At 68.9% G+C, this 23,137-nt stretch carries 20 protein-coding genes, 3 tRNA genes and 1 pseudogene; 3 read left to right on the plus strand and 21 right to left on the minus strand.

Annotation, left to right across the window (positions count from 1 at the left end):
* Positions 1-38 precede the first annotated feature (38 nt).
* From ACTWO6_RS01095 to ACTWO6_RS01105, 3 genes are all read right to left on the minus strand, one after another.
* Complete coding sequence (locus tag ACTWO6_RS01095) at positions 39-581, minus strand: GNAT family N-acetyltransferase (RefSeq protein WP_446217769.1); 543 nt, start codon at positions 579-581, stop codon at positions 39-41.
* A 673-nt stretch (positions 582-1,254) separates the two neighbouring features.
* Entirely contained in the window at positions 1,255-1,833 is a 579-nt protein-coding gene (locus ACTWO6_RS01100; protein WP_446217770.1) for a GNAT family N-acetyltransferase, read from the minus strand.
* A gap of 1,198 nt (positions 1,834-3,031) precedes the next feature.
* Positions 3,032-4,315 carry a hypothetical protein gene (locus ACTWO6_RS01105; protein WP_446217771.1) on the minus strand — a complete coding sequence of 428 codons (1,284 nt, stop codon included), beginning with the start codon at positions 4,313-4,315 and terminating at the stop codon, positions 3,032-3,034.
* Positions 4,316-4,664: 349 nt separating this feature from the next.
* Between ACTWO6_RS01105 and ACTWO6_RS01110 the strand changes: the two genes are divergently transcribed.
* Complete coding sequence (locus ACTWO6_RS01110) at positions 4,665-5,813, plus strand: low temperature requirement protein A (protein ID WP_446217772.1); 1,149 nt, start codon at positions 4,665-4,667, stop codon at positions 5,811-5,813.
* 508 nt (positions 5,814-6,321) lie between these two features.
* On the opposite strand, the gene ACTWO6_RS01115 is transcribed toward ACTWO6_RS01110, so the two are convergent.
* Entirely contained in the window at positions 6,322-7,062 is a 741-nt protein-coding gene (locus ACTWO6_RS01115; protein WP_446217774.1) for an IS5 family transposase, read from the minus strand.
* 860 nt (positions 7,063-7,922) lie between these two features.
* Here ACTWO6_RS01115 and ACTWO6_RS01120 point away from each other — a divergent pair.
* Positions 7,923-8,420, plus strand: a complete 498-nt coding sequence (locus tag ACTWO6_RS01120; RefSeq protein WP_446220519.1) for an HIT family protein — start codon at positions 7,923-7,925, stop codon at positions 8,418-8,420.
* A gap of 133 nt (positions 8,421-8,553) precedes the next feature.
* Here the strand turns inward: ACTWO6_RS01120 and ACTWO6_RS01125 are convergent, their stop codons facing one another.
* The 9 genes and pseudogenes from ACTWO6_RS01125 to ACTWO6_RS01165 all read right to left on the minus strand — a co-directional run bounded on the left by ACTWO6_RS01125 (position 8,554) and on the right by ACTWO6_RS01165 (position 15,866).
* On the minus strand, positions 8,554-8,808 hold the full coding sequence (locus ACTWO6_RS01125) for a hypothetical protein (protein WP_446217775.1): 255 nt from the start codon (positions 8,806-8,808) through the stop codon (positions 8,554-8,556).
* Between the two features lie 306 nt (positions 8,809-9,114).
* Entirely contained in the window at positions 9,115-9,396 is a 282-nt protein-coding gene (locus ACTWO6_RS01130) for a hypothetical protein (RefSeq protein ID WP_446217776.1), read from the minus strand.
* Between the two features lie 559 nt (positions 9,397-9,955).
* A complete protein-coding gene (locus ACTWO6_RS01135; protein WP_446217777.1) occupies positions 9,956-10,678 on the minus strand; it encodes a TIGR03943 family putative permease subunit in 723 nt (240 codons plus the stop codon).
* A complete protein-coding gene (locus tag ACTWO6_RS01140) occupies positions 10,675-11,706 on the minus strand; it encodes a permease (protein ID WP_446220520.1) in 1,032 nt (343 codons plus the stop codon). The genes ACTWO6_RS01135 and ACTWO6_RS01140 overlap by 4 nt, the downstream gene beginning before the upstream one ends.
* A gap of 430 nt (positions 11,707-12,136) precedes the next feature.
* Entirely contained in the window at positions 12,137-12,328 is a 192-nt protein-coding gene (locus ACTWO6_RS01145) for a hypothetical protein (RefSeq protein ID WP_446217778.1), read from the minus strand.
* 19 nt (positions 12,329-12,347) lie between these two features.
* Positions 12,348-12,715, minus strand: a pseudogene (locus ACTWO6_RS01150) (YcnI family protein).
* 593 nt (positions 12,716-13,308) lie between these two features.
* Positions 13,309-13,593, minus strand: a complete 285-nt coding sequence (locus ACTWO6_RS01155) for a hypothetical protein (protein ID WP_446217779.1) — start codon at positions 13,591-13,593, stop codon at positions 13,309-13,311.
* 90 nt (positions 13,594-13,683) lie between these two features.
* Entirely contained in the window at positions 13,684-14,325 is a 642-nt protein-coding gene (locus ACTWO6_RS01160) for a tyrosine-type recombinase/integrase (protein WP_446217780.1), read from the minus strand.
* Positions 14,326-15,134: 809 nt separating this feature from the next.
* Complete coding sequence (locus ACTWO6_RS01165) at positions 15,135-15,866, minus strand: LPXTG cell wall anchor domain-containing protein (protein WP_446217781.1); 732 nt, start codon at positions 15,864-15,866, stop codon at positions 15,135-15,137.
* Between the two features lie 774 nt (positions 15,867-16,640).
* Between ACTWO6_RS01165 and ACTWO6_RS01170 the strand changes: the two genes are divergently transcribed.
* Entirely contained in the window at positions 16,641-17,342 is a 702-nt protein-coding gene (locus tag ACTWO6_RS01170; protein WP_446217782.1) for a DUF402 domain-containing protein, read from the plus strand.
* Between the two features lie 120 nt (positions 17,343-17,462).
* On the opposite strand, the gene ACTWO6_RS01175 is transcribed toward ACTWO6_RS01170, so the two are convergent.
* The 8 genes from ACTWO6_RS01175 to crtI form a co-directional block, all read right to left on the minus strand.
* Positions 17,463-17,897, minus strand: coding sequence for a hypothetical protein (locus ACTWO6_RS01175; RefSeq protein WP_446217783.1), 435 nt, complete (start codon positions 17,895-17,897; stop codon positions 17,463-17,465).
* Positions 17,898-18,702: 805 nt separating this feature from the next.
* Positions 18,703-18,776, minus strand: a tRNA-Phe gene (locus ACTWO6_RS01180).
* Between the two features lie 103 nt (positions 18,777-18,879).
* A tRNA-Asp gene (locus ACTWO6_RS01185) sits at positions 18,880-18,953 on the minus strand.
* A 32-nt stretch (positions 18,954-18,985) separates the two neighbouring features.
* Positions 18,986-19,058, minus strand: a tRNA-Glu gene (locus tag ACTWO6_RS01190).
* Positions 19,059-19,213: 155 nt separating this feature from the next.
* Entirely contained in the window at positions 19,214-20,008 is a 795-nt protein-coding gene (locus ACTWO6_RS01195) for a polysaccharide deacetylase family protein (RefSeq protein ID WP_446217784.1), read from the minus strand.
* A gap of 77 nt (positions 20,009-20,085) precedes the next feature.
* Positions 20,086-21,033, minus strand: coding sequence for a MerR family transcriptional regulator (locus tag ACTWO6_RS01200; RefSeq protein WP_446217785.1), 948 nt, complete (start codon positions 21,031-21,033; stop codon positions 20,086-20,088).
* A complete protein-coding gene (idi, locus tag ACTWO6_RS01205) occupies positions 21,023-21,643 on the minus strand; it encodes an isopentenyl-diphosphate Delta-isomerase (RefSeq protein ID WP_446217786.1) in 621 nt (206 codons plus the stop codon). The genes ACTWO6_RS01200 and idi overlap by 11 nt, the downstream gene beginning before the upstream one ends.
* The gene (gene crtI / locus ACTWO6_RS01210; protein ID WP_446217787.1) at positions 21,640-23,121 is read right to left on the minus strand and encodes a phytoene desaturase family protein; all 1,482 of its coding nucleotides are present in this window, start codon (positions 23,119-23,121) and stop codon (positions 21,640-21,642) included. The genes idi and crtI overlap by 4 nt, the downstream gene beginning before the upstream one ends.
* Positions 23,122-23,137 lie beyond the last annotated feature (16 nt).

Below are 23,137 nucleotides of genomic sequence, written 5' to 3' on the forward strand. Positions count from 1 at the left end.
GGCGTGCCAGACAACCGAATTGACAGGGGTCGCTCCAGCTAACCGTGCCACTGCTCGGCGAGCAGTCCGTAGATCATGGTGCCCTCGCCCTTCGCCCAGTGGTCCTGGCGCAGGTGCGCTTCGTTGACCATGCCCACACGTCCGCACAGGCGCGCCGACGCCTCGTTCCGAGCATCGACTTGAGCGATCACCCGGTGCATGCCGCAGTGCTCGAAGGCCACGCCGATGAGCGCGCGAACTGCCTCCGTGGCAAACCCGCGGCCCGACACCGACGGGTGGAAGGCCCAGCCCATCTCTCCGCGGGACAGCGTCTCGTCGGCCGGCCACAGCACAACATCGCCGACGACCTCGCCCTCGTGCTCCACCACCAGCGCCAGACGGGACTCCGTCCCGGTGATGCCCGTGCTGTCGATGCGCCTGGCGACCACCTTGGCCGCGAACTCGCGCGACCACGGCTCCCACGGGATGTAGCGAGCAACGAGCGGGTCGCTGTAGTAGGCGAGCAAGGCATCCACGTCATCGACTCGGTACTTGCGAAGGAGCAGTCGCTCGGTACGGATCGGCAGTGGCGGCTCAGACATGTCCCCCAGTATCAGCTTCCCTGACTCGTGGCGTGACGGCGGATCTTGTGGCCACGCTTGACGCCATACGACGGCTCGCCCGCCAGCCGGCCACGCTGAGGGACCACAAGACCTGAAGACCTCGCGGCTCCGCCCCGAACCCCGGCCCTCCTCAGAGATCAGCCGCGGATCCCCTCGCCGGGCACCACAAGGGGGTGGACGGTCTACGACTGCCCGACGAGGAGATCAAAGTCCACGGACTCAGCTGCCGGCGCGGGCTACCCATGGAGCGTGGTGGACAGGACCTTCTCCAATTCGATCATGTCCCGCAGCCTTGCTGAGGCGGGCGTGAGCCGCTAGTCAATTCGACGGCGGCTCGCGCGGTGATCGCAGACCGATGCCAACGTGGCGCTCAAGCGCGGCAAGGTCAGCCGTGCGATCCCCGTGCGACAAGGGTGGGCCATCAGCGGGATTTTGGGGTCAACGGGGGTCAGACCGGACAGACGGGCTCCTGGGGCGCAAAGCAAGAGCGCCGACCGGCGTTTCCGCTGGTCGGCGCTCTAATAGCCCGGCGAAAGGCTATGTGGCCAGGGGCGGGGTCGAACCGCCGACCTTCCGATTTTCAGGCACCGACATTTCCCCAGGTCACAGGGCTGCCGCACTCCGCCGTGCAACCGCTCGCGCAGCTATGCAGCTAGTCGTCCGTCAGTGCCTTCACCAACGCGGGCGACAGGTCTTGATCCGCGTACAGCAGCCGCACGGCCTGCGGGTCGGGGTTGCCTGCATCCGGGCCACGCCAAACCAGGCGCAGCCCAGCTCGCTCGGTCGTTCGCTGCGATCGCGTGTTCCCCTCGAGCAGGTACGCGGTCAGCGGGAGGTCCCCACGCACGTCGCGAGCAGTGCTGACCGCAGCACGGATGATCTCCTGGGCGTACCCCTGGCCCCAGAAGATCGGGGAGAGGCGGAACCCGAGGTTCCAGGCCACGCCATAACGGATGAAGGTGCCACCGATCCCCACCAGCTGCCCGTGCGTTGCCGGCTCGGCACTGCGTGCCACCCACATGCCGAGACCGTCACGTAGCCAGGCCGCCTGCCAGCGATCGATCATGGCTTCCGTCTGGTCGCGGGTGGAGTGGCGGGTCATTGGGTCATCCCGCCACACCTGCGGATCCGCGTATAGCTGGTGCAGCTCCCCCAAGTCGCCTCGCTGCGGAACAGTCAGCACTAACCGGTCCGTGGGCTTGGTGATGACTCCGGGTGGTTTGACCTGCATGGCATCCTCACGCTGCTGGTCTGTGATCGCGGTTGATGTTACGGCGTCACGGTCCGGGCGCTACTGCCTTTTGTGTGGACTCCGCTGGCAGACGCTGGGTTCGAGGCGGCCCGCAAGCGGGCCGCGCCGGCCGGCCACGCTGACGGACGACAAGACCCTTAAAACCTCAGGGCTCCGCCCCGAACCCCGGCCCTCCTCAGAGATCAGCCGCGGATCCCCTCGCCGGGCACCACAAGGGCTACCAGCCGCAGCAAGCTCCGTCCGTGCAATCCCCGTGCAACAACGGTCGGCCATCAGCGGGATTCCGGGGTCAGCGAGGCTCAGACCGGACAGTCGGGATCCCGGGGCACAAAGCAAACGCCGACCGGCGTTTCCGCTGGTCGGCGCTGCTGTAGCCCGGCGCAAAGCTATGTGGCCAGGGGCGGGGTCGAACCGCCGACCTTCCGATTTTCAGGTCCAAGCGCCAGGGGTCGCAGGCATGCCGACGACGGGCGGCCGATCGCTCGATGCCGGGCCAGGTGTTCCGCGTCCGTTCCCGTTGCCGTCATGCTGCCGTCAGCGGGCAGGCCCGCCGCTATTCGAAGCTGCGGCGCAGGCACGAGCCAGACACCGCCCCGGCGGCTCCTGTCCGTGATGTCGGCTGGCCGTGCGTGTGCTCAAAGACAGCGAGCAGACCGGCACCTATGAGGATGGGCTCATCGTTCGGCAGTCTCACTGCGAGATCATCGATCGGAGCCGCACTCGCTTGCTACTGGAGACGTCAGATCATCGCTGCCAGGAACGGCGTGTCAGACCCCCGACACAGTGACGCGCCTTGGGTTTCCTGATGACGGCACCGGCACAATACTTCTCGGCATGGCTGAGTCCTTGACCCTTCTCGCCGCCCTGCTCAGCTCCGTTCCTCTGCTGCCGCGTGTCGTCTCTTACCGCCCGCTGCTGGTCCTCTCGCTGCCTCCTGGCTGCCTCTCCCACTTGAGGACCCGGAACGCCCCGCGACCGCTGTCGCTCCGGGCGTCGACATCACCAGCGAGCCGACCGAGCGCCCGTACGGGATCACTTCGGCATCCGCGACCCGCTCGGCAACAGATCCGCATCGGCCAGATGCACCTGCGGGGCTGAGGGGCGGACCGACCGCCGGGGCGCTAGGGACGACGTGGTGGGCCCGGTGGAGATCGCCCGGCCCCACCACGTCATCCGGTCAGGGGCTGACGACGCCCGCGTCGACCACTGTCTCGCCGCCCGCGGTCACCTCGACCACCGCACTCCGGGCGATCCGGTAGTACGAGTTGGTGTCCTCGGTGGCGATCACGTCCGAGTCGGCCGCGTCGTCGCCGACGTTCGGCGGGCTGAAGTCCTTCAGCTCGCCCTTGTCGACGGCCACTTCGAGCACGTACCGGCCGGGCTTCAGCGCGACCCGGTAGTCCCCGTCGTACTGCAGCGACACCGGGATCTCCTGCGGATCTCCGTCCGCCGGGTCCTGCGGCAGGATGGTGACCGATTCGGCCAGCATGTAGTCGCCTGAGTCGAAGCTGTCGCGTACCCCGTTCCGGTCGGTGTCCCCCCAGATCACACCGCTGAGGTGGCCGGCCTCGACGACGGTGATCGGCGAGGTCGCGGTGTTGTTCGTCGTCACCTGCTCCGCGCCGGACTCGTCGGCCGCGGTGGACGTGGCGGTGAGGGTGTCACCCGCCGCGGCGTTCTCCACCTGCAGGGTCAGGGTGAGCGGCCCCGCGCTGCCACCGGCCGGCACCGCGTTGTGCAGGCACAGGTACGACTGGATGTTGGTCACCGTGTCCGTGCCCCGGCTGCAGTCCCAGCCGTACGGGCCGCTGTAGGAGACGCCCCGCATGCCGGCCGGGACGAAGAGTTCCACCTTGACACTGCCGGTCGCCGCGCCGAGGTTGCGGACGTCGATCCAGTAGGTGACCTGGCCTCCGACGATCACCTGCGTCGGCTTCGCCGTCATGCTGATCGCCAGGTCCGGCGCGACGTAGCGCAGGGCCACCTGGCCGCTGTTGTTGCCGAGCAGGGGCTCCTGGCTGGAGGTGGTCGCCGCCGCACCGACCACCGCGGTGTCGCCGGCCTGCCCGGCCGGGAGGGAGAGGCGCAGCAGCAGCGGCCCGGCGACCGCGCCGGCGGCCAACGGCTCCCGCGTGCAGGTCCACTCGGCGCCGAAGTCGCAGTTCCAGCCGGGTGGGGACGGATTCTCGCCCCAGCCGCTGTAACCAGTGCCGTCGGGTCGGGAGATGGCGACGGTGACGCCGTTGGCCGTGCCGGTGCCGACGTTGCGCACGTCGATGGTGACGTCCGCTCGGCCGCCCACCGTGGAGATCTCCGTCCGGTCGGCGGTGACGGTGATCGCGAGGTCCGCCCGTCGTGGAGCGGCGTTGGCCGGGTTCGCGGGCGCCGCGAGGGCGGCGCCGAGACCCAGGGTGAGAAGGGCCGCCGCGGCTCTGACCGGACGTGTGGGGATGCGGTGCATACGGTCCTCTCGTCTGTCGGACAATGGTCGAGCGGATCTTGGCCCGCTCACAGCAGCAGCGTCGGCATCGTCCAAAGGGTTACATCCGTCCTTCCTGGACAGTGGATGACCAACCAGCTGGGCGAGCAACTGCTCCAACGTCACATCACCGTCGCTGAGCCGAACAGGCGGCGACGGATAGAGGACTGATCGGCCTCTAGCGTCGTCCGCGTGAAAACCGGCCGCCCGATTCCAGCCCACCCACCTCCGCATTCACCAGCCATGCCTCATGGTATGAATGCCTTAGGCGCGGGACAAAGCCGGCAGAACGGGCGGGATGATGACGACGAGCGGCGCCCGGTTCCTGCGGATGCCCGAGGAGCCGCGGCGGGCGAACTTCCTGGAGCTGTTCTTCGACCTGGTGTTCGTCGTCGCGCTCGCCCAGCTCTCCCAAGGGCTGCTCGAGGATCTCAGGTGGAGCGGCGCCTTCGAGACGCTGGTGCTGCTGTTGGCCATGTGGTGGATGTGGAGCATCACGGTGTGGGTCACCGACCTGTACGACCCGCAACAGCCGGCAATTCAGCTGGTGGTCACCGCGACCATGCTCGGCAGCCTGGTGATGGTGGTCGCGCTGCCCGACGCGTTCGGCGAGCGAGGTCTGGTCTTCGCTGGCACGTACGTCGCTATCCATGTCGGCCGCCAACTCGTCCTGGTCCTCGCCCTGCGTGGTCACGAGTTGCAGGGCAGAAGCATCCGGGTGCTGTCCTGGTTCGGTGTCTCGGCGGTGCCGTGGATCGCGGGTGCACTCGTGCCCGATACGGGGCGCGTGGTCCTGTGGACGCTGGCGGTTGCCATGGACTACACGGGCGCCGCCCTCCGCTACTCGACCCCGGGGCTGCGTCGCTCGCCCATATCGCGGTTTCCGATTGTGGCTGAGCACCTGGCCGAGCGGTACCAGCAAGTTTTCATCATCGCGCTCGGCGAGCTGATCCTGGTCACCACGATGACTCTCAGTGGCACCGGATTCGCGGCCGATCGGACGGCGGCGTTCGTGGCGTCGTTCGTCGGCACGGCCCTGTTCTGGCGGATCTACATCCACCGGGCCGGGAAGCTGTTGCCCGCCGCCATCGAAGCGGCCCGCAATCCGGACCGCGTTGCCCTAACGGCGGCGGCCGCTCATCTGATCATGCTGGCCGGCATCGTCGTCACCGCCGTCGGCGACAAACTCGTCATCGCTCATCCACTCGAACACACCCAAACAGCCTGGGTCGCCGTCATCCTCGGCGGACCCGCGCTGTTCCTGGTCGGTCGGGCCGGCTTCGAATACGTCATCTTCGCCCGTGTGTCCCGGAATCGGTGGATCGGCGTCCTCGCGTTGGCCGCCCTGGCACCGCCGATGCTCCTCGTGCCGCCGCTGGTGACTGCCACCGTCGCTATCGCAGTCCTCACCGGGATCGCCGTTGCCGACGCGACACGCGCCCACGGCCGCCCACCCGAGCCGCCGTCACCACCCGGCTAGCCGGAAAGTGCCACTCAGTCTTGAGACTGTTCTTGGCCCGGCTCGATGAGCGCATCGGCAAGGAGTCGTTGTCGTCAGACTGCAGTCAGCGCGGTGACGAAACGGACATCCGATGACACGCACGGATCTGCAAAGCAAAGCGCCGGCCGGCGTTTCCGCTGGTCGGCGCTGCTTAGCCCGGCGAAAGGCTATGTGGCCAGGCGCCCGTGCAACTAGCTGCGCATCGTGATGTGGCCGGGGCAACCGTGCGGCATCACCGTGTGCGGCTAGCTCCGAGAGCGCGTTGGCGATCTCACGATCACGCCCATCGACCGCGTGTAGGTACCGGCGAGCCGCCGCCATGGACGAGTGCCCGAGCCGCTTCATGAGGTCCGCCAGGTCCGCTCCCATGCAAACATCCGCTTCTGCCGCTGGTCGTGCCTCGACATCTGGCGCAGCCGGGCGTGATGGGTGACGTGATGGGTGGCCACTGCCGAATTCTTCTCTTAGAGCCTGGTAAATAAGGGTTTCAGGTGTTTTGGTGGCGGGCGAGGCGGCGGGTCATGACGATGATCATGGCCCATTGGACCATCGCGGCGTGGTGGTCGGGTAGCCGTTCGTAGTCGCGGACGGTGCGTCGGCACCGGTTGATCCAGGAGAATGTGCGCTCGACCGCCCATCTGCGGTGCAGCACGACGAAGGTGGTCTGCCCGGCGAGCTTGGCCACGATGCGCACGGTCAGGGCGAGGTGAGTGGCGGCCCAGTCGACGAGTTTGCCGGCGTAGCCGCTGTCGGCCCAGGTCAGGCGGATGGTGGGGAAGCATGCGCGTAGTGCCCACAGCAGCGGTTTGGCGGCGTCGCGGTCCTGCACGTTCGCGCCGGTGACCAGGACGACGAGGAGCAGTCCGCAGGTGTCGACGGCGATGTGGCGTTTCCGGCCGTTCATCTTCTTGCCGGCGTCGTAGCCGCGGCTGGGCCGGCCGACGGTCTCCGCGCCCCGTACCGACTGGGAGTCGACCAGCGCGGCCGACGGCTGTCGGTGACGCCCCTCGACGTGCTCGCGGACCTGTTCACGCAGGCTGTTGTGCATGCGGTTCAAGGTGCCGTCGCGGGTCCAGGTCTTGAAGTAGTGGTAGACGAGCTTGTGGTGCGGGAAGTCGGCAGGCAGCGCGTCCCATTGGCAGCCGGTCCGGTTGAGGTAGCGGATCGCGTCCACGACGTCGCGGCGGGGGTACGTGATTGGCCGGCCGCGCCCGGTCCCGGCCGGCACGTGCGGAGCCAGGACCTGCCATTCGGCATCCGAGGTGTCGGACGGATAGTGCCGTGGCCGGGCGGTGGGCAGGTGATCGTCAACGATAGCCGGGGTGGCGGATGCGGCGACGCCGGCGACAAGGTATACAGACAGGGTTGGGCCTTCGGTCGTGCTGGTTTAGTCGCCTTTGCTCGTACCGAAGGCCCTTCCCCATGTCACGCCGCCACGCCGGCGCCGTCACGATTGTCGATCTTCGCCAGGACCGGCGACCGCCCGAACCCCCTTATTTACCAGGCTCTTAGGAATCAAGGCGGCCCGGAAGCGGGCCGCGCCGGCCCGGCCCTGGCCTGCTGGCGACCTCCGGCCGGCATCGGCCGGGCCGGCCGGCCACGCTGAGGGACGACAAGAGACTGAAGACCCCGGGGCTCCGCCCCGAACCCCGGCCCTCCTCAGAGATCAGCCGGGAGCGGATCACCTCGCCGGGCACCACAAGGGCTGGACGGTCGGAGACTGAGGTGTCGGACGAGTTGCGGCGCCACAGATGGGCGGTAGAAGACGCCTAGCAGGTAGCAGCCGAAGGCAGCGGCTCGTACAGCCATCCGTACAGCCAAGCCCGCCCGCTGACACCGACGCTCGCCGACAACGACGGACCGGCTGACAGGTGTGCAGTCGCCTGACAAACCATCCCGGATCTTCTTCTAACCCCCAGGCCGCTCCTGGCCGCCGCCGCCCTTGACCGCCATTGAGACTCGTCCGGTAGGGCGCTCCACCTTGTCCCCGTCTGGCAAGGCTGGACGGTCTGCGACTGCCCCGAGGAGGTCCGCCAACCAAACGGCGGGGTGGCAGAAAGGAACGGGGAAAGGTCTACTGCCACAGTGATGATCAATCCAGGATGCTTCACCTGTGAGAACACCGGCCGGTTTGACGAGCTGCCACCGCGTGAGCGGATCGCGGCCGACGAGCGCTGGCGTGTGGCACATGCCGTAGGTACCAGGCTACCGGGCTGGCTCGTGCTCGTTCCGCGCCGTCATGTGCTCACCATCGCTGACCTGACCGATGCCGAGGCCGCCGGGTTGGGCTACTGGCAGGTCCGACTCTCGCGAGCGCTGCAAGCCGTGACGGGTTGCGTAAAAACGTACGTCGTGCAGTTCGCGGAGGCAGAGGGCTTCGGTCACGTCCACTTCCACGTGGTCCCACGGCCGGCTGATCTGCCAGCTGACCGGCGCGGACCGAACGTGTTCGGGTTCCTGGGACAGCCGGATGGCCAAGCGGTCAGCGCTGACCAGATGGACGTTGTGGCGAGCGCCTTGACACAGTGGCTGGCTCGTACAGCCGACACCGCTCAAGGCCGTCATGGGCCATCCACGGGCCAGTAACCGTGGCGTGCAGCGGTCATTCGCGGGCACGAGGGGTAGGTAGCTCTGCCGCCGGCCGCAGGCGTTTCGGGCATCACGGCCGGTTGAGCGCGCCCTTCCAAAACTGGCGGTGCGATCGGCCCTGGACTGTGACCTACTGCTTTGCGTTGTCGCCCTCAGCCTGCTCGCTTAGCCGCTGCCGCTTGAGGTCCACGCGCCATCGCTGGTGCTCCTGCAACACCGAACTCAAGCCAAGCAGGGCAACGCAGACGATGAAGCAGGCGAAGGCCACCAAGGCAAGGACTAATGAGCGCCCGCCATTGCCGGCAAGTAGCAGTATCAGCCCGCCGACGCCGGAAGTGACCATGAGGGCACCCAGGCCTCGGTTTTCCGGTGGGTCTGCCTGCATGCCGAGGTCTCCTCACTCGTGGTCGGCTCATACTGTCGGCCGCCAACGAGCGAGGCAAGAAGCAATGTCTGCTCCGGTGGCGATGCCAACCGACGCGCTGACCTTGACGACCGCTGGGGACTACAACCAGGGTCATGTCGGTCCGCATCTAGTCCGCAAGAGGACGACGGGCGGTGGGGGAGCGGTGTGAGATGTCGAGAGCCGTTTCCGCTGCTAGAGCGCGGTGCGCCCAGGTCATCGGAACCGGCATCTTGATCTCGTAATCCCTCGGTCGCGGAGCTACCGGGGGAGGTCATGCTCGCTCAGCTACTCCTTCAGGTATCCGGTGGCGGGGTCGATCTCAGCGAGGAAGTTGCGGATGGCCTCCTCCATCTCAGGCAGGGTCATTGCGGAGCCGTCAGCTCTGGTGATCCCGAAGCCGTAGTCGTGCGGCCCGCTCAGCCAGTCGAAGTCGTACTCGCCGGGCTTCTCAGCACGCTCACGAATGCGAAAGTCCTGCCCGTCGACGGTCATCATGATCGGATCATCCTTGGCATGGCGAGGTCTCGTGTGCTCGGGCGCGAGCCCCGGCTCCGGTTCGGTTGACATGCCTGCTCCTTTCCTCGGCCACCCGCCGGGCTTGCCACGGTCGGTATTCACGGTGCCGGGTTGTAGGCCACCACCTCGACTACGCGCACATCGTCCTTCACGTCGGTCACCGTAGCGGCCCGGTACAGCCATCCGTACAGCCAAGACCGCCGGCCAACGCACGACTTGACAGTGACGGACGGTCTGACCAGCGGCAGCCGCCCTGACCAGCGGACCGTGATCTTCTTCTAACCCCCAGGCCAGGGCCACATCAGCGGGATTCCGGGGCAGGCTCGATGCCTAGCAGTTGCGTAGTTCCGGTGACTGGTTCCGCAACTGCCCAGCGGGCGAGACGAACTCTCCGCCGGCCCTCTATGAGCCGGCAACTGGTGCAATTGGAACCCATTTTCATTAGGCTGCCAAGGAAGCCGCGGGCGTGTTGCGATGTCATTCACCCACTACCTAGCGGCGCATGATCGCCAACAGGCCGGATGGCCGCCAGTCCAGTCCACGACGACGGCGATCGTGCCGTTCGTCGTTGCGGTCGCGGTGCCGGAACCGCCCGTGCAACCGTCCGCGTCTACTCATATGGCTCGGCGGGGGCGGTGATCTTCTGCCACTCCTCCACTTGGAAGTAGGGGACGTCGGCGTCATTGACAGGATCCTTTGCGGTGTGCGGGATCCACCGGCCGGTGGTCTGCATCCATGTGTTGTCCGGGACGCCAGGAACGTCACCGCGTAGCCCGATCTTGATCGGGACGCCGTCGGCGGCGCAGCAGGACAGCACGATACGCACGAGCATAGGCTCGCCGTCCGGGCCGGTGGCGAGGAAGCCGGTGAGCTTGATGCGCCGGCCGCTCAGGGTGCGGCCCTCGTCGTAGACGGCGCGGTAGCCATAGTCGAGGAGAGTGAGCTCAGCCGGATCACCGGGCGGCAGCGGCGGGTAGGCGACGTCCCGATTCTCGGTCAGGGCGGAGCCGGCGCGTGACGCGGTGTCGGCGCCCAACGCCGGCGGAACGACAAACAGCAGCGCGATCGCCGGCAGTAGCAACAGCCAACCGACCACGGGGCCTGACCGGCCGTGTCCGTGCCCGTCGTCGTCCGGCTCGGCCTCGGGTCGGTTCAGATAGCGCAGCTCCTGCACGAGGGCCACGACCGCGGCGACGACCAGCACGACCCCGGCGACGATGAGGAACGGTCGCAGCCCCTGCTTGACGTAGCGCAGGTACAGGTCGGTGACGCTGGCGCGCAGGATCGCGCCGCCGAGGAAGACCAGCACGACCGCCTGGGTGCCGCGACTCACCAGATCACCGTTCCGACTGCGGCCGCGACGAGCACGGCGAGGGCGAAGGTGGCCGGGGCGAAGCGGGCGGCGAACCGCCGTCCGAAGATGCCGGCCTGCATGGACACGAGCTTCAGATCCACCATCGGGCCGACGACGAGGAAGGCCAGTCGAGCGGTCAGGGAGAACTGGGACAGCGATGCGGCGACGAACGCGTCGGCTTCGGAGCAGATGGACAGCAGCACGGCCAGCGCGGCGAGCGCGAGCACCGACAGTACCGGTCGCGCCGCCAGGTCGTGCAGGAATCGCTGGGGCACGGCGACGTTGATGGTGGCTGCGGCCATCGCGCCCAGGACGAGGAACCCGCCGGCGTGGATGACGTCCTGCCGGCAGGCGGTCCAGAACGCCGCCATCCGAGGCAGCCCATCGAGGTGGGCGCGGTGCGGCAACCGGATCCATTCGGTGCGGCCCAGGCGCAGCCACAACCAGCCCATCAGCAGGGCGACGACCAGGCTCGCGCCGCCGCGGGCCGCGACCATCTCCGGGTTGCGGGGGAAGGCCACGGCAGTGGCGGTGAGGACGATCGGGTTGATCGCCGGCGCGGCGAGCAGGAACGCCAGCGCCGCGGCCGGGGTGACCCCGCGCCGGATCAACGACCCGGCGATGGGCACCGACCCGCACTCGCAGCCGGGAAGCACCACCCCGGCCACGCCGGCGACCGGCACGGCCAGCGCCGGGTGCCGGGGCAGGACCCGGGCCCAGAATGCGCGGGGTACGAACACCGCGATGACGGCCGACAGGACCACGCCGAAGACCAGGAACGGCACCGCCTGCACCATGACCGACACGAACACGGTCAGCCAGGTCTGCAGACGCGGATCCGCCACGAGCGCGCCGACCTGCCGGTGCAGCACGCCGAGGAGGATGAGCAGGAAGCACAGCACCTCGGTCGAGCCGACCAGCCCTTGTCTGTCGTGGACGGCGGGCTCGTCGTCGGCGCTGGCCGGGCCGACTGGCGTGACAGAGGCTGCTGGATCAGTCGTGCTCAGGGCGGATCACCTTCTCCCAGTCAACGACAGCATCCTACTGTGACCAACTCGTCACACAGCGTCCGGAACGGGCGATGCCCGTCCCCGTGGGGAGCCGGGGACGGGCATCGCGATCGTGCGGTCAGTTCACAGTGCCGATGGAAACGGCGCCAGTCGCGGTGCACGGCCTGGATCTCGCCGACGTCGCAGACAGCGACCTCGCATGGGTGAATGACCCGACCCGACTCCTGCTACAGATCGGCGGTCGGCGGCCGCGCCCCGGCCGGCTGCCGGCCCACCGGTTCACCAACTACGGGGGCAAGACCCACCCTTCGTCGCTGGTCGGCTCATCCTTACCCTTCGCAACCTGGCAAAGGCCGCCGCCAGTGGTCGTCATTGGTGGGCATTGTTCGCCCTCTGACGGCCTGGCGACGGCCTGGCTGCCTCTTCGTCAGCGAGCCTGTGTGGCGCGGCGGTAGGCCAGCAGACTGGCGACGAGCCCAGCGGCACCCAGGACGAGACCGGCAACGCCGAGCCCGATAGCCGTTCCGTTGCTGGAGTCGTCGTTGGTGGTGTCAGCGGTGTTGGCGACGGGGGCGGCGGCAGCGGGCGTGGCGGCGTCCTTCTTCGTCAGCTTCAGCACGGGGGCCGGGTGCTCTGGCTCAGCGCCGCTGGTCGGTTCCTCGATCCACCACCACGTCACCGTCGGAGTAGGTCTGCAGGGCCTTGAACACGAGCTGGTCGGTTTCCGGCAGCGGGCCGAGGGAGACGTCGAACTCCTGGAACTGGCCCGACTTGATCGCCGAGTTGGCGTCAGCGGTCCAGGTGATCTTCGTACCGCCTCAGTCAACTCCGAGTCGTGGACCTTGATCGGCGTGGCGAGCTTCGACGTCTCGGTCTGCGCGGTCCACCCGGCCAGCTGCTTCAGCGACACCGACCCAATGGGCGAGCTGGCGGGAAGGTTCACCTCGACCTTGGCGCCTGCGATCCGACTCCTGCCGGACCGCTCCGGTGAGGTCACGCCACGCACCGGCCGAGGTCTTCATCATCCGGTCGACCATCGCCCGCTGTAAGCCACCGGGGCGAACGGAGCCGGACGAGCCCGGACCGATCCAGTTGCCGAGATCGCGGCGACCAGGGCGACGCGGACTTGCCGAACGGCTCCGGAGTGGTCTTGGGGATCTACGGATCAGATGGTCGCCGTACAGCCATCCGTACAGCCAAGCCGGCCGACCCAGCCGGTCATAGGCAGACGCAGGACGACTCGGCGAGCAGGTCAACGTCAGCCACCGACGGCCGCCGACAGCAGTCCCGATCTTTGCAAGGCAGGGGTCGGCGACGCTCTCCCGGCCGACCGGCATGACGAGGGGTCGTGCGATCTAGTGCGACAAGGGGCGGCCAACAGCGGGATTCCGGGGTCAACGAGGGTCAGACCGGACAGACGGGCTTCCGGGGCGCAAAGCAAGAGCGCCGACCGGCGTTTCCGCTGGTCGGCGCTCCTGTAGCCCGGCGAAAGGCTATGTGGCCAGGGGCGGGGTCGAACCGCCGACCTTCCGATTTTCAGGCACCCGCATTTCGGCAGGCCAGGGAGCCGCCGGAGGTCGCCGTGCAACTAGCGTGCAACTAGGCGCACGCCCCCTCGGTCGCCCGCTCCCGGTGCGTGGTTGCCGAGTCGCCCAACGGGCGCCCCGGCACCGCTATGCAGAACTGCCCAGGCTTGGCATTGCACACTGGGCAGTGGCGATATTCCGGTCTCTCGGGGCACGGCTGCCCCAGCTTTTCCAGCGCTCGGCTGATGCTTCCGGCCACCTCGTGCAGTTGGTCGTCCTGGTGCCTTACGGCAGCGCGGTGAATGATCAGCAGCGCATCCTGCATGTCGATGTTCATGTGCTGCTGTTGCTCGGTCACGAGGGAACCTCCTACAGCTCGCCCAGTGCGCCGTGTCCCCGTTCCAGGCTTCATGAAACACCCGGGAAAGCCTTCCATGGCACTCACCAACTAGTGCCGCATGGTGATGTGCCGGGGCAGCCGTGCAACATCACCGTGCGCGGCGAGTTCCGACAGGGCTTTGGCGATCTCACGATCACGCCCGTCGACGGCGTGCAGGTACCGGCGGGCCGCCGCCATGGACGAGTGCCCGAGTCGCTTCATCAGGTCGGCCAAGGTCGCGCCGGTCTGCGCGGCGAGGGTCTGCCCGGTGTGCCGCAGGTCGTGGAAGGTCAGATCGTTGAGACCCACCTTCTTCCGTGCCCGGACGAACGCTTGATACAAGGTGTTGCCTCGCAGCGGCGTGCCATCGCGGCTCACGAACAGCCGATCTTTACCCGCGTACTGATCCAGGTGCAGCCGGACCAGCGGCACGACGTGGGGCGGAATGGCGATCGTCCGCTTCCCTGCCTCTGACTTGGGATCCTTGTCGAACGCCTGCCCAAGAGCGTGCAGCGGTTCGACGCGAGCCTTCCGAACCGTGATCGTGTGCTCGGTCAGGTCCACGTCTGAGACACGCAGGCCGGCGATTTCACCGCGCCGCAGGCCGCACCACGCGGCGATGAGAACGGCGGTGCGGTAGCGCGGATTGATGGCGTCGACCAGGGCGACGACCTGAGCGGGCGTGGCGACTGGCCGCTCAGCGACGCGCACCGTACCGGCGCCGGGGATCTGGCACGGGTTGACTGGACGACTTAGCAAAGGCGGGACGGACAGCAGCGAGCAGCTTTGGTGAGTATCTTTCGCCGAGCACGATTCCTCGGAACAAGACACCTCTGCCGGACAGTGCGCCCCGACGACTGAGTCGGTCTGCACTGCCGAATTGGCCTCTATCAGATCAAGGCGGCCCGCAAGCGGGCCGCGCCGGCCCGGCCCCGGCCTGCTGGCGACCTCCGGCCGGCATCGGCCGGGCCGGCCGGCCACGCTTCGGGATTGCCAGACTTCGAAGACCTCGGGGCTCTGCCCCGAACCCCGGCCCTCCTCAGAGATCAGCCAGAGCGGATCACCTCGCCGGGCACCACGAGGGCTACCAGCCTTCCCGGACGGGGCCAAGGTCGTTCGTCCGGTAGGGCGCTCCACCTTGTCCCCGTCCGGGAAGGCTGGACGGTCTACGACTGCCCGACGAGGAGATCCTCTAGCGCAACTAAGCCTTCCGCAGCACACCCGTTGCGAGCCACTGAATCCGGAATACCGCCAGGTTGACCGCGGCCTCCGCCTCGTCCTGGTCCTGGCGTCGCGAGTTCGGTCCTCCACCGTGACGCGAGTGTTGGGCGCTCCAAAGCGCTTCCGTCATTGTCACGATGCCTCAGTGGTACGGGGATTGCCGCCGGCTCGTCGGCCCACATACGTTGCGGGTTGCTTTCGCAGCTGGCAGCACGCCTTCGGGCCGCGACGAACCGAGCCAAGCACAGCGCCGATCGCGCCCAGCCCGACGGAGCATCGAGCCGGGCGCGTCGAGCAGGCTATGCCACGAAGCGGGAACGGCGTCGGCGTCCGATCAGGTAGCCAGCGCCGCCGAGGAGCAGAAGCGCACCGCCGATGCCGGCCACGGTCGCGGTATCGTCACCGGTGACGGGCAGCCCACCGCCCTCGCCACCGCCGGGTGCGCCCAGGCTGGCGGAGGAAGCAGGCGCCGGTGCAACGGTCGTCGTGGCGCTGGGCGTGGCGCTCGGCGTCGGTGTGGGCTGAGACGTTGCTGTCGGCGCGGGCTGAGACGCGCAGTCAAGCGCACGTGCGGCATACAGGCCGTCGTTCAGGTAAGCCAGGTAGGCATCGATGGTCCCGTCGTCGAGCGCCTTCTGCGCGGCCGCCTTCACGTTGGTACCAGCGCCCGTCAACGTCCGGACCACCGTGACCCGCAGAGCCGTTGACCAGGCGTTCTGCACGTCCGCCTTGAGGAATGCACGCAGATCATCCGCGGTGCCGTCCAGGCGCTCCTGAATGGCGTCAGGCAGAACGGGCAACGAGTCGGCGTTCGCCGCGGCCAGGATCTGGTTGGCCAACACGCGCACCTCTACATTGGTGGCGGTATCCAGGTCGATGGTGACAAGCTCGCGGATATCCTTGTACACCTTGCGCTCGACCGTTTGGCAGGCCTCGTTCAGCACGGGTGGTTCGGTTTGAGCCATCGCCGGCGCCGCCGGAACCAGGAAGGCCAGCGCCATTAGGACGCCGGCCGGTAGCTTCCATCGCATGTGGGTCTTCCTCCCCGCTGCAGGCCAAAACGTGGAGATGTTACCCGTCGCTCAGGCCAGTCGTTGCCCCATCCGTGACCGGCCTCGCGTCGAGGCTACGGATCCGCGGGCTTAGCGGTCCGCGTCCAGTCCGCAAGAGGCCGGCGGACACCCTAGGAGCGTGCAGAGACCGCAGGGCCGGAACAGCGACGTACAGCCATTCGTACAGCCAAGCCCGTTGACTAGCGCCGTCATAGGCAGACCCAAGACGACGGGCCGAGCAGGTCAGCGGCAGTCACTGACACCCTCCGACACAAGTCTCGATCTTTGCAGAGCAGAGGTCGGCGACGCTCACCCGGCCGGGATGACGAGTGGCCGTGCGATCTACGTGCGACAAGGAGCGGCCAGCAGCGGGATTCCGGGGTCAACGAGGGTCAGACCGGACAGCCGGGTTTCCGGGGTGAAAAGCAGAACGCCGACCGGCGTTTCCGCTGGTCGGCGCTCCTGTAGCCCGGCGAAAGGCTATGTGGCCAGGGGCGGGGTCGAACCGCCGACCTTCCGATTTTCAGGCACCCGCATTTCGGCAGGCCAGGGAGCCGCCGGAGGTCGCCGTGCAACTAGCGTGCAACTAGGCGCACGCCCCCTCGGTCGCCCGCTCCCGGTGCGTGGTTGCCGAGTCGCCCAACGGGCGCCCCGGCACCGCTATGCAGAACTGCCCAGGCTTGGCATTGCACACTGGGCAGTGGCGGCTCTCCGATCGATCTCCCTCACGAAGCTCCCGCTTGTCCCTCGATTGTGTATCGTGCTCAGATGATTTTTGAGCGGGGGCAGACGATCATCCGCCGGCACCTCTACCCGGACGGCCGGGTCGGCTCGGTGCTGTGCGGGCGGGTGGCCAGCGACGACGAGCGCGGGCTGGCGCTGTGGATCGAGGCGGGCTCACAGGCCATGCGACGGGTTGATGGCGCTGGCCAGCCGACCCGGCAACTGTCACTGCTCACGTCGCTGCGGATGACCACGATGCTCAGCCTGAGTACGTGGCAGCCTTTCCGGACTCTGATGCTGATGCCGCCTGGTGCGGCCCACTCCGTCTGGTGGAGCTGGCGACCGGGCGGCGACTTCGAGGGCTGGTATGTCAACCTGGAGCGCCCGGTCACCCGGTGGGCCGGAGGGGTCGACGTCTACGACCAGGAACTTGACCTGCTCGTGTTCCCGGATGGTAAGTGGTCGTGGAAGGACGAGGACGCGTTCGCCGAGTACACCGGCGAGCCGGCGTTTTGGGACGAAGAAGAAGCCGCCGAGGTCCGGGCTGAGGGCGAACGACTGCTTACCCTGGCCCGCGCCGAAGCCGCACCCTTCGACGGCCAGTGGATGGACTTCCAACCGGATCCGGCGTGGGGGCCGACGTTGATGCCGCACTGGTGGGAGTTGCCGGCGGACGCGACCTGCTGGGGTCCCGACTACTTCCAGCCTGAGATGTCCGCAACCAGTTCCTAGACGTGCGGCTGTACAGCCAGTCGTACAGCCAAGACCACCGGCTGACGCCGACGCCATCCGACAACGACGGACGGGCTGACCAGGTGCGCAGCCACCCGACCAGCCTTCCGCGATCTTCTTCTAATCCCCAGGCCGCTTCCGGCCTTCGGCGGGAACATAGCCCTTTGGAGAGTGGACAAACAAGCGGAAGCCCATCGGCACCCGCTGGTGGCGAGGCAGGCCGAGCACGTCGTAGTCGACCGCGAGGTCATCGAAGAAGAGCCCTGCTCCGGGAGCCTGCTCCACGTCCGGGATCGTGACCGTTACGAAGACCGGCAGCTCCATGCCCGCTCCCACCCTGATCGACCGGAACGGTGCCGCCGTAGCCGGGTCGAACACGACGCCAGTGGACTCATCGACGGCATGGTTTGCCGCCAAGCCCGCGACCTTGAACACGTGCTGATCGGCAGGACCGTCATCGACCGCGATGCCGGTGATCGTGACCGGCGACGGACCGGGATTGCGGATGGACGCGCCGAACGTGATCTGCCCTCCGGGATTGAACGCGAACCGCACCTCCGTCCTCGGCCCTTCCGTGCGGGACTCCGCGTCAGCCCCGTGCCACCACGAACTGCCGTGATCGAGGCGATGGCCGAGGGTGGCCGACAGATACCCGGCGCACAGTGCGACAGCTAGCGTCGCGGCGACCAGGAGCCGCCGACGGCGCGTCACAGGGGCCTCCGCGTGGGGACGTGCACCGGCGTCAACGTCATGACAGCGCACGCTACAACGCGCATGCGCATGGCGCTGCCCGTGCCATCCACGTGCCAGTAGCCGGTGCCCCGGGCGGTCATCGGGGGCACGAACGGTCATGCGTTTCATGCACTGATCTGGCCCACCACGTGCTTCGCGGCCGTGATCTTCGACCTTCAAACTGTCGCTCGGTGACGCCCGACCCCGCAGTCCGCATCTAGTCCGCAAGAGGCCGACCGAAGGCGGGGGAGTGGTGTGAGATGTCGAGAGGTGTTTCCGCTGCTAGAGCCCCATGCGCCCAGGTCGGCGGGGCGGGCATTTTGATCTCATAATCCCTCGGTCGCCGTGCCCGTTGCGTGTCCGTTGACACGGGAGCCGAGGATCAACGGCGGTCAGCTCGTCTGCGCGAGATCGGGCTCATTGTGAGGGATAACGGGTTGCGTCCAGGGCCGATGTGACCGGTTCACCGGAGAGCGGCGTGCAGCGAACGTGCAACTAGCGGCGGCGATCAAGGGCCAAGAGCGGTCAACCACGGGCACCGGCGATCCAGCCGGCAAGGGCGCGCAAAGCAAGATCCCCACCGGCGTTTCCGCTGGTGGGGACCTCTGTAGCCCGGCGAAAGGCTATGTGGCCAGGGGCGGGGTCGAACCGCCGACCTTCCGATTTTCAGTCGGACGCTCGTACCAACTGAGCTACCTGGCCGTGCTGCTCGGCTCATGCTACCCGGAAGGCGGGTCGCCCGCCGAAGGGTCACATGCTCCGATACGCAGAACGCCGCGCAACCTTCGCGCGGCGTCAGCGCTTGCGGTCCTGACGGGACTTGAACCCGCGACCTCCGCCTTGACAGGGCGGCGAGCACTCCAACTGCTCCACAGGACCTAGCTCTGTTGCATCCGGCCGAAGCCGGACCGTGCCCCCAACGGGATTCGAACCCGTGCTACCGCCTTGAAAGGGCGGCGTCCTGGGCCGCTAGACGATGAGGGCGGCCCCGCCATCATTGCACATTCGCAACTTCAAGCGGACTTGCTCCCATCCGGCCCCGCCGGAGGCTTGGAAAGCATACGTGATGGCCGGCCGGTGGACCAAACCGGTATGGCGGGCGGCACACCCACGGGTAAAACGGCAGTTCACGGGCGGTGTCAGCGGAGCGGGGAGATCCCGTACCGGCGTTTCAGCTCGGGGATCAGGTGCCGGCAGGCGGCCAGCGTGGGTCGGCGGTCGCCGCCTCCGTCGTGCATCAGCACGATCGCGCCGGGGCGGACCGCGGACTCGACCCGCTTCGCGATCGTCTTCGCGGTCGGGTGGTCCCAGTCCTGCGGGTCGACGCTCCAGTGCAGTGAGCGCATCCCGAGCTTGCGGGCCACCGCCACCACCTCCGGGGTCCACCGGCCCCCCGGCTGCCGGTAGTACGGGATCCGGGCGTTCGGTACGGCCGCCTTGATCGCCCTGTCGGTGCGGATCAGGTCGGCCCGGATCTCCGCCACCGGTCGCCGCCCGAGGTTGATGTCGTGGCGCCAGCTGTGGTTGCAGAGCTGGTGCCCCTCCCGGGCGATCCGGGCCACCAGCTCCGGGTAGCGCTTCGCCCGGCTGCCGATCAGGCAGAAGGTCGCGGTGACGTGGTCGGCCTTCAGTTGATCGAGGAGCTGGGGCGTCCACCTCGGGTCCGGCCCGTCGTCGAAGGTCAGCGCTACCGCCTGGTCGCCGGTGCTCCGGTGCAGCCCGGCCGGGAGCGTGGTGGGCAGCGGCCGCAGCCGGGGCTTCGGCGGCGTGGTGCGGCTGGGCCGCGGCGAGGCGGTCGGCTTCGGCGCCGGCGGGGTCGCGGCGGCCGAGGGCATCGGGCCGGCAGCCTGGGACGGGTTGCGGGCGGGGTCGCCGCAACCGGCCAGGAACAGGGCCAGGCCGAGGCCGAACGCCAGCACGGCGCGTGAACGCATGTGTCGCTCCCGAGGGGGGGTCGGGCTAGGCGGACGCCCCGACGGTACGGGACGCGGCCCGGGAGCGGGAGGGGCGGTCAGTCCGTCGTCGACTGGTTCAGGCAGTCGCGTATCGCGAGTCCCAGCGAGAGCGCCTCGCCCAGGTCGACCGGACGGACCACCCCGGCGGGCAGCGTGTCGGCCCGCCAGCCCGGGCCGGCGGCGAGCACCAGCAGCGGCCGGCGGGGCGCCGCGAGCAGGTCGGAGAGCTGGCCGGGGTCGGCGGTGGCCAGGGTGTGCGACCACACCACGACGGCAGCCGGCCCGGTCCGGTTGACCGCCTCGACCAGCGCCGCCACCGGCACCCGGGCGCCGAGCATCCGGTAGCCCACCCCGACCTCGGCCAGGGCGGCGGCCAGCGCCTCCAGCGGCAGGGTGTGCTGCTCCTCGTCGGCGCAGGAGAGCAGGATCCGGGCCGGCCCGCTGACCGGGTGCGCCCGGGCGGTCGCCGCGAACGCCTCCGAGACGCACCGGGACATCAGGTGCTCCACGTCGATCAGCCCGGCGGTGGCGGCGTGCCGTTCACCGATTCCGGCGAGCACCGGGCGGAGCAGCCCGTCCCAGGTGGCGACCACGCCTTCGGCGGCGAGGGCGTGCGCGATGGTCTCGCCGATGGCCACCGAGTCCAGCCGCATGGCGGCCCGGGCCAGGCCACGGGCGACCGGCCCGGCCCGGCCGACCGGGATGGTCATCCCACCGCCGTCCCGGGTGGCGCCCGGCCGGGCCGGCGGCCCGGCGACGTCGAAGCCGCTCTCCGCCGGCGCCTGGCGGGCCCAGCGGGCCGCGTCGGCCGGGGTCACCCCCTCCGCGGTGAGCCGGCGCATGATCTCCAGGCGCGCGAGGTCGGCCGGCGTATAACGCCGGTGATGTCCCGGTACGTGCTCGCTGGGACCGAGACCGTAGCGCTGGTGCCAGGTGCGGAGCGTGGTGACCGCGACGCCCAACCGGCGCGCGACGGCCCCCGCGCTCAGTGCCTCATCGGCCACCTGACCGCTCCGACGCCTCATCCGCCGGAACGCCGGACGGGATCGCGGCGGCGCCGGGGGTGCCCGGCTCGGGGCGCGCGGAGCGCCGGAGCCGGTTCACCACCCCGCCCAGCCAGGGTGCGTACGCGCGGGGCTCGACGTCGAGGTCGGCCTCCAGCTCGGCGGGGTCGACCCAGCGCAGCTCGGCCACCTCGTCGGGGTCGGGCAGGGTGGGCAGCTCGGCCGGCACGTCGGCGCGCAGGACGTGGTCGTACTCGAATTCGACGCGGCCGGTCGCCGGGTCCTCGGCGTAGTAGACGTACACCCCGATCTCGGTGAGGGCGACCGGCTCGACGCCCAGCTCCTCGCGGAGTCGGCGGTTGGCGGCCTCGACCAGCGACTGGCCGGGCAGCGGGTGGCCGCAGCAGGAGTTGGCCCAGCGCAGCGGGAACCGGGTCTTGGTGGCGGCCCGGCGCTGGAGCAGCACCCGGCCGTCGGGGTCGACCAGCAGCACGGAGAAGGCGCGGTGCAGCCGACCGGGCGGCTGGTGGGCGGCGGACACGGTGGTCTCCCCGAGCGGGTGCCCGGTGTCGTCGACCAGCTCGACCAGGTGTCCCTCCCGGGCGGTCATGACGTGGCCCCGGTGATGCGGCCGGCGGCGAGCTTGCCGGAGATGAGGACCATCGGCACGCCCACGCCGGGCTGGGTGCCGGAGCCGACGAAGACCACGTTGTCCAGCGTGCGGTGCAGGTTCGACGGGCGGAACGGGCCGGTCTGGAACAGGCTGTGCGCGGCGGCGAACGGGGTGCCGGCGGCCATCCCCTGCTCCTCCCACTCGGCGGGGGTGATGGTGCGCAGCACCTCGACGCCCTCGCCGAAGCCGACGTAGCCGCGCTCCTCCAGGGTGTCGATGAGCTGGTCGGTGTAGCGGCGGCTGAGGGCGCCGCGCCAGTCGAACGGGGCCCGCTGGAGGTTCGGCACCGGGGCGAGCACGTAGTAGGTGTGCCGGCCGGCCGGGGCGACCGACGGGTCCGTCCGGCTGGGGTTCGTGACCAGCAGCGACGGGTCGGTCATCAGCTCGCCGCGCCGGATCACCTCGTCGAACGTGCCCTTCCAGGACCGTCCGAAGTGGATGTTGTGGTGGGCGATCTGGTCATAGCCCTGCTTGGAGCCCACGTGCAGCACGACGCAGGAGGGCGAGTAGGTGAGCTTCCGCGCCCGGGCCGGGGGGAGCAGGTCCCGGTAGGCGACCGGCAGGTCGGGGTTGAGCACCACCACGTCGGCCGGGACGAAGTCGCCGTCGGTGGTCACCACCCCGGTGGCCCGGCCGTGGGCGGTCTCCACCCGGCTCACCGTGGTGCCGTAGCGGATCTGCACGCCGTGCTTCTCGGCCGCGCCGGCCATCCCGCGGGAGACCGCGTGGATGCCGCCGCGCGGGAAGCACACGCCGGCCACCGAGTCGAGGTACGCGATGACCGCGTAGATGGCCAGCGCGTCGTGCGGCGCCAGGCCGGCGTACATCGCCTGGAAGGAGAAGATCCGCTGGGTACGCGGGTCCTGGAAGAACTGGTTGATCTTCGTCTGGAGCCGCCGGAACGCCCCGCCGGCGACCAGCTTCAGCAGGTTGCCGGTGAGCAGGTCGGTCGGCGCGTCCAGGTTGCGCTCGATGAAGTCGTTCCGTTCCAGCTCCCAGAGCCGGCGCGCGTAGTCGACGAAGCGCAGGTAGCCGTCGGCCTCCCGGGCGCCGCAGACCCGCGCGATCTCGGCCGCCATCCGGGGGGTGTCGGTGATCACGTCCAGCGTCGAGCCGTCCGGGTACCAGGCCCGGTAGGCCGGGTCGAGCGGGGTCAGGTCGAGCCAGTCGGACATCTCCTCGCCGACCGCGCCCAGTGCCTCGGCGATCAGGTCGGGCATGGTGAGCACGGTCGGGCCGGTGTCGAACTCGTACCCGTCGACGCTGAGCCGGCCCGCCCGGCCGCCGGGCACCGGCTCGCGTTCCAGGACGGTCACCTGCCGGCCGCTCCCGGCCAGGTGCAGCGCGCACGCCAGCCCGCCCAGGCCCGCGCCCACGACCACCACCCGGTCCGTACGTCCGTTCACGGTTCGCACGTGACCACCTCCTTCA

The sequence above is a fragment of the Micromonospora sp. IBHARD004 genome (assembly GCF_052814115.1).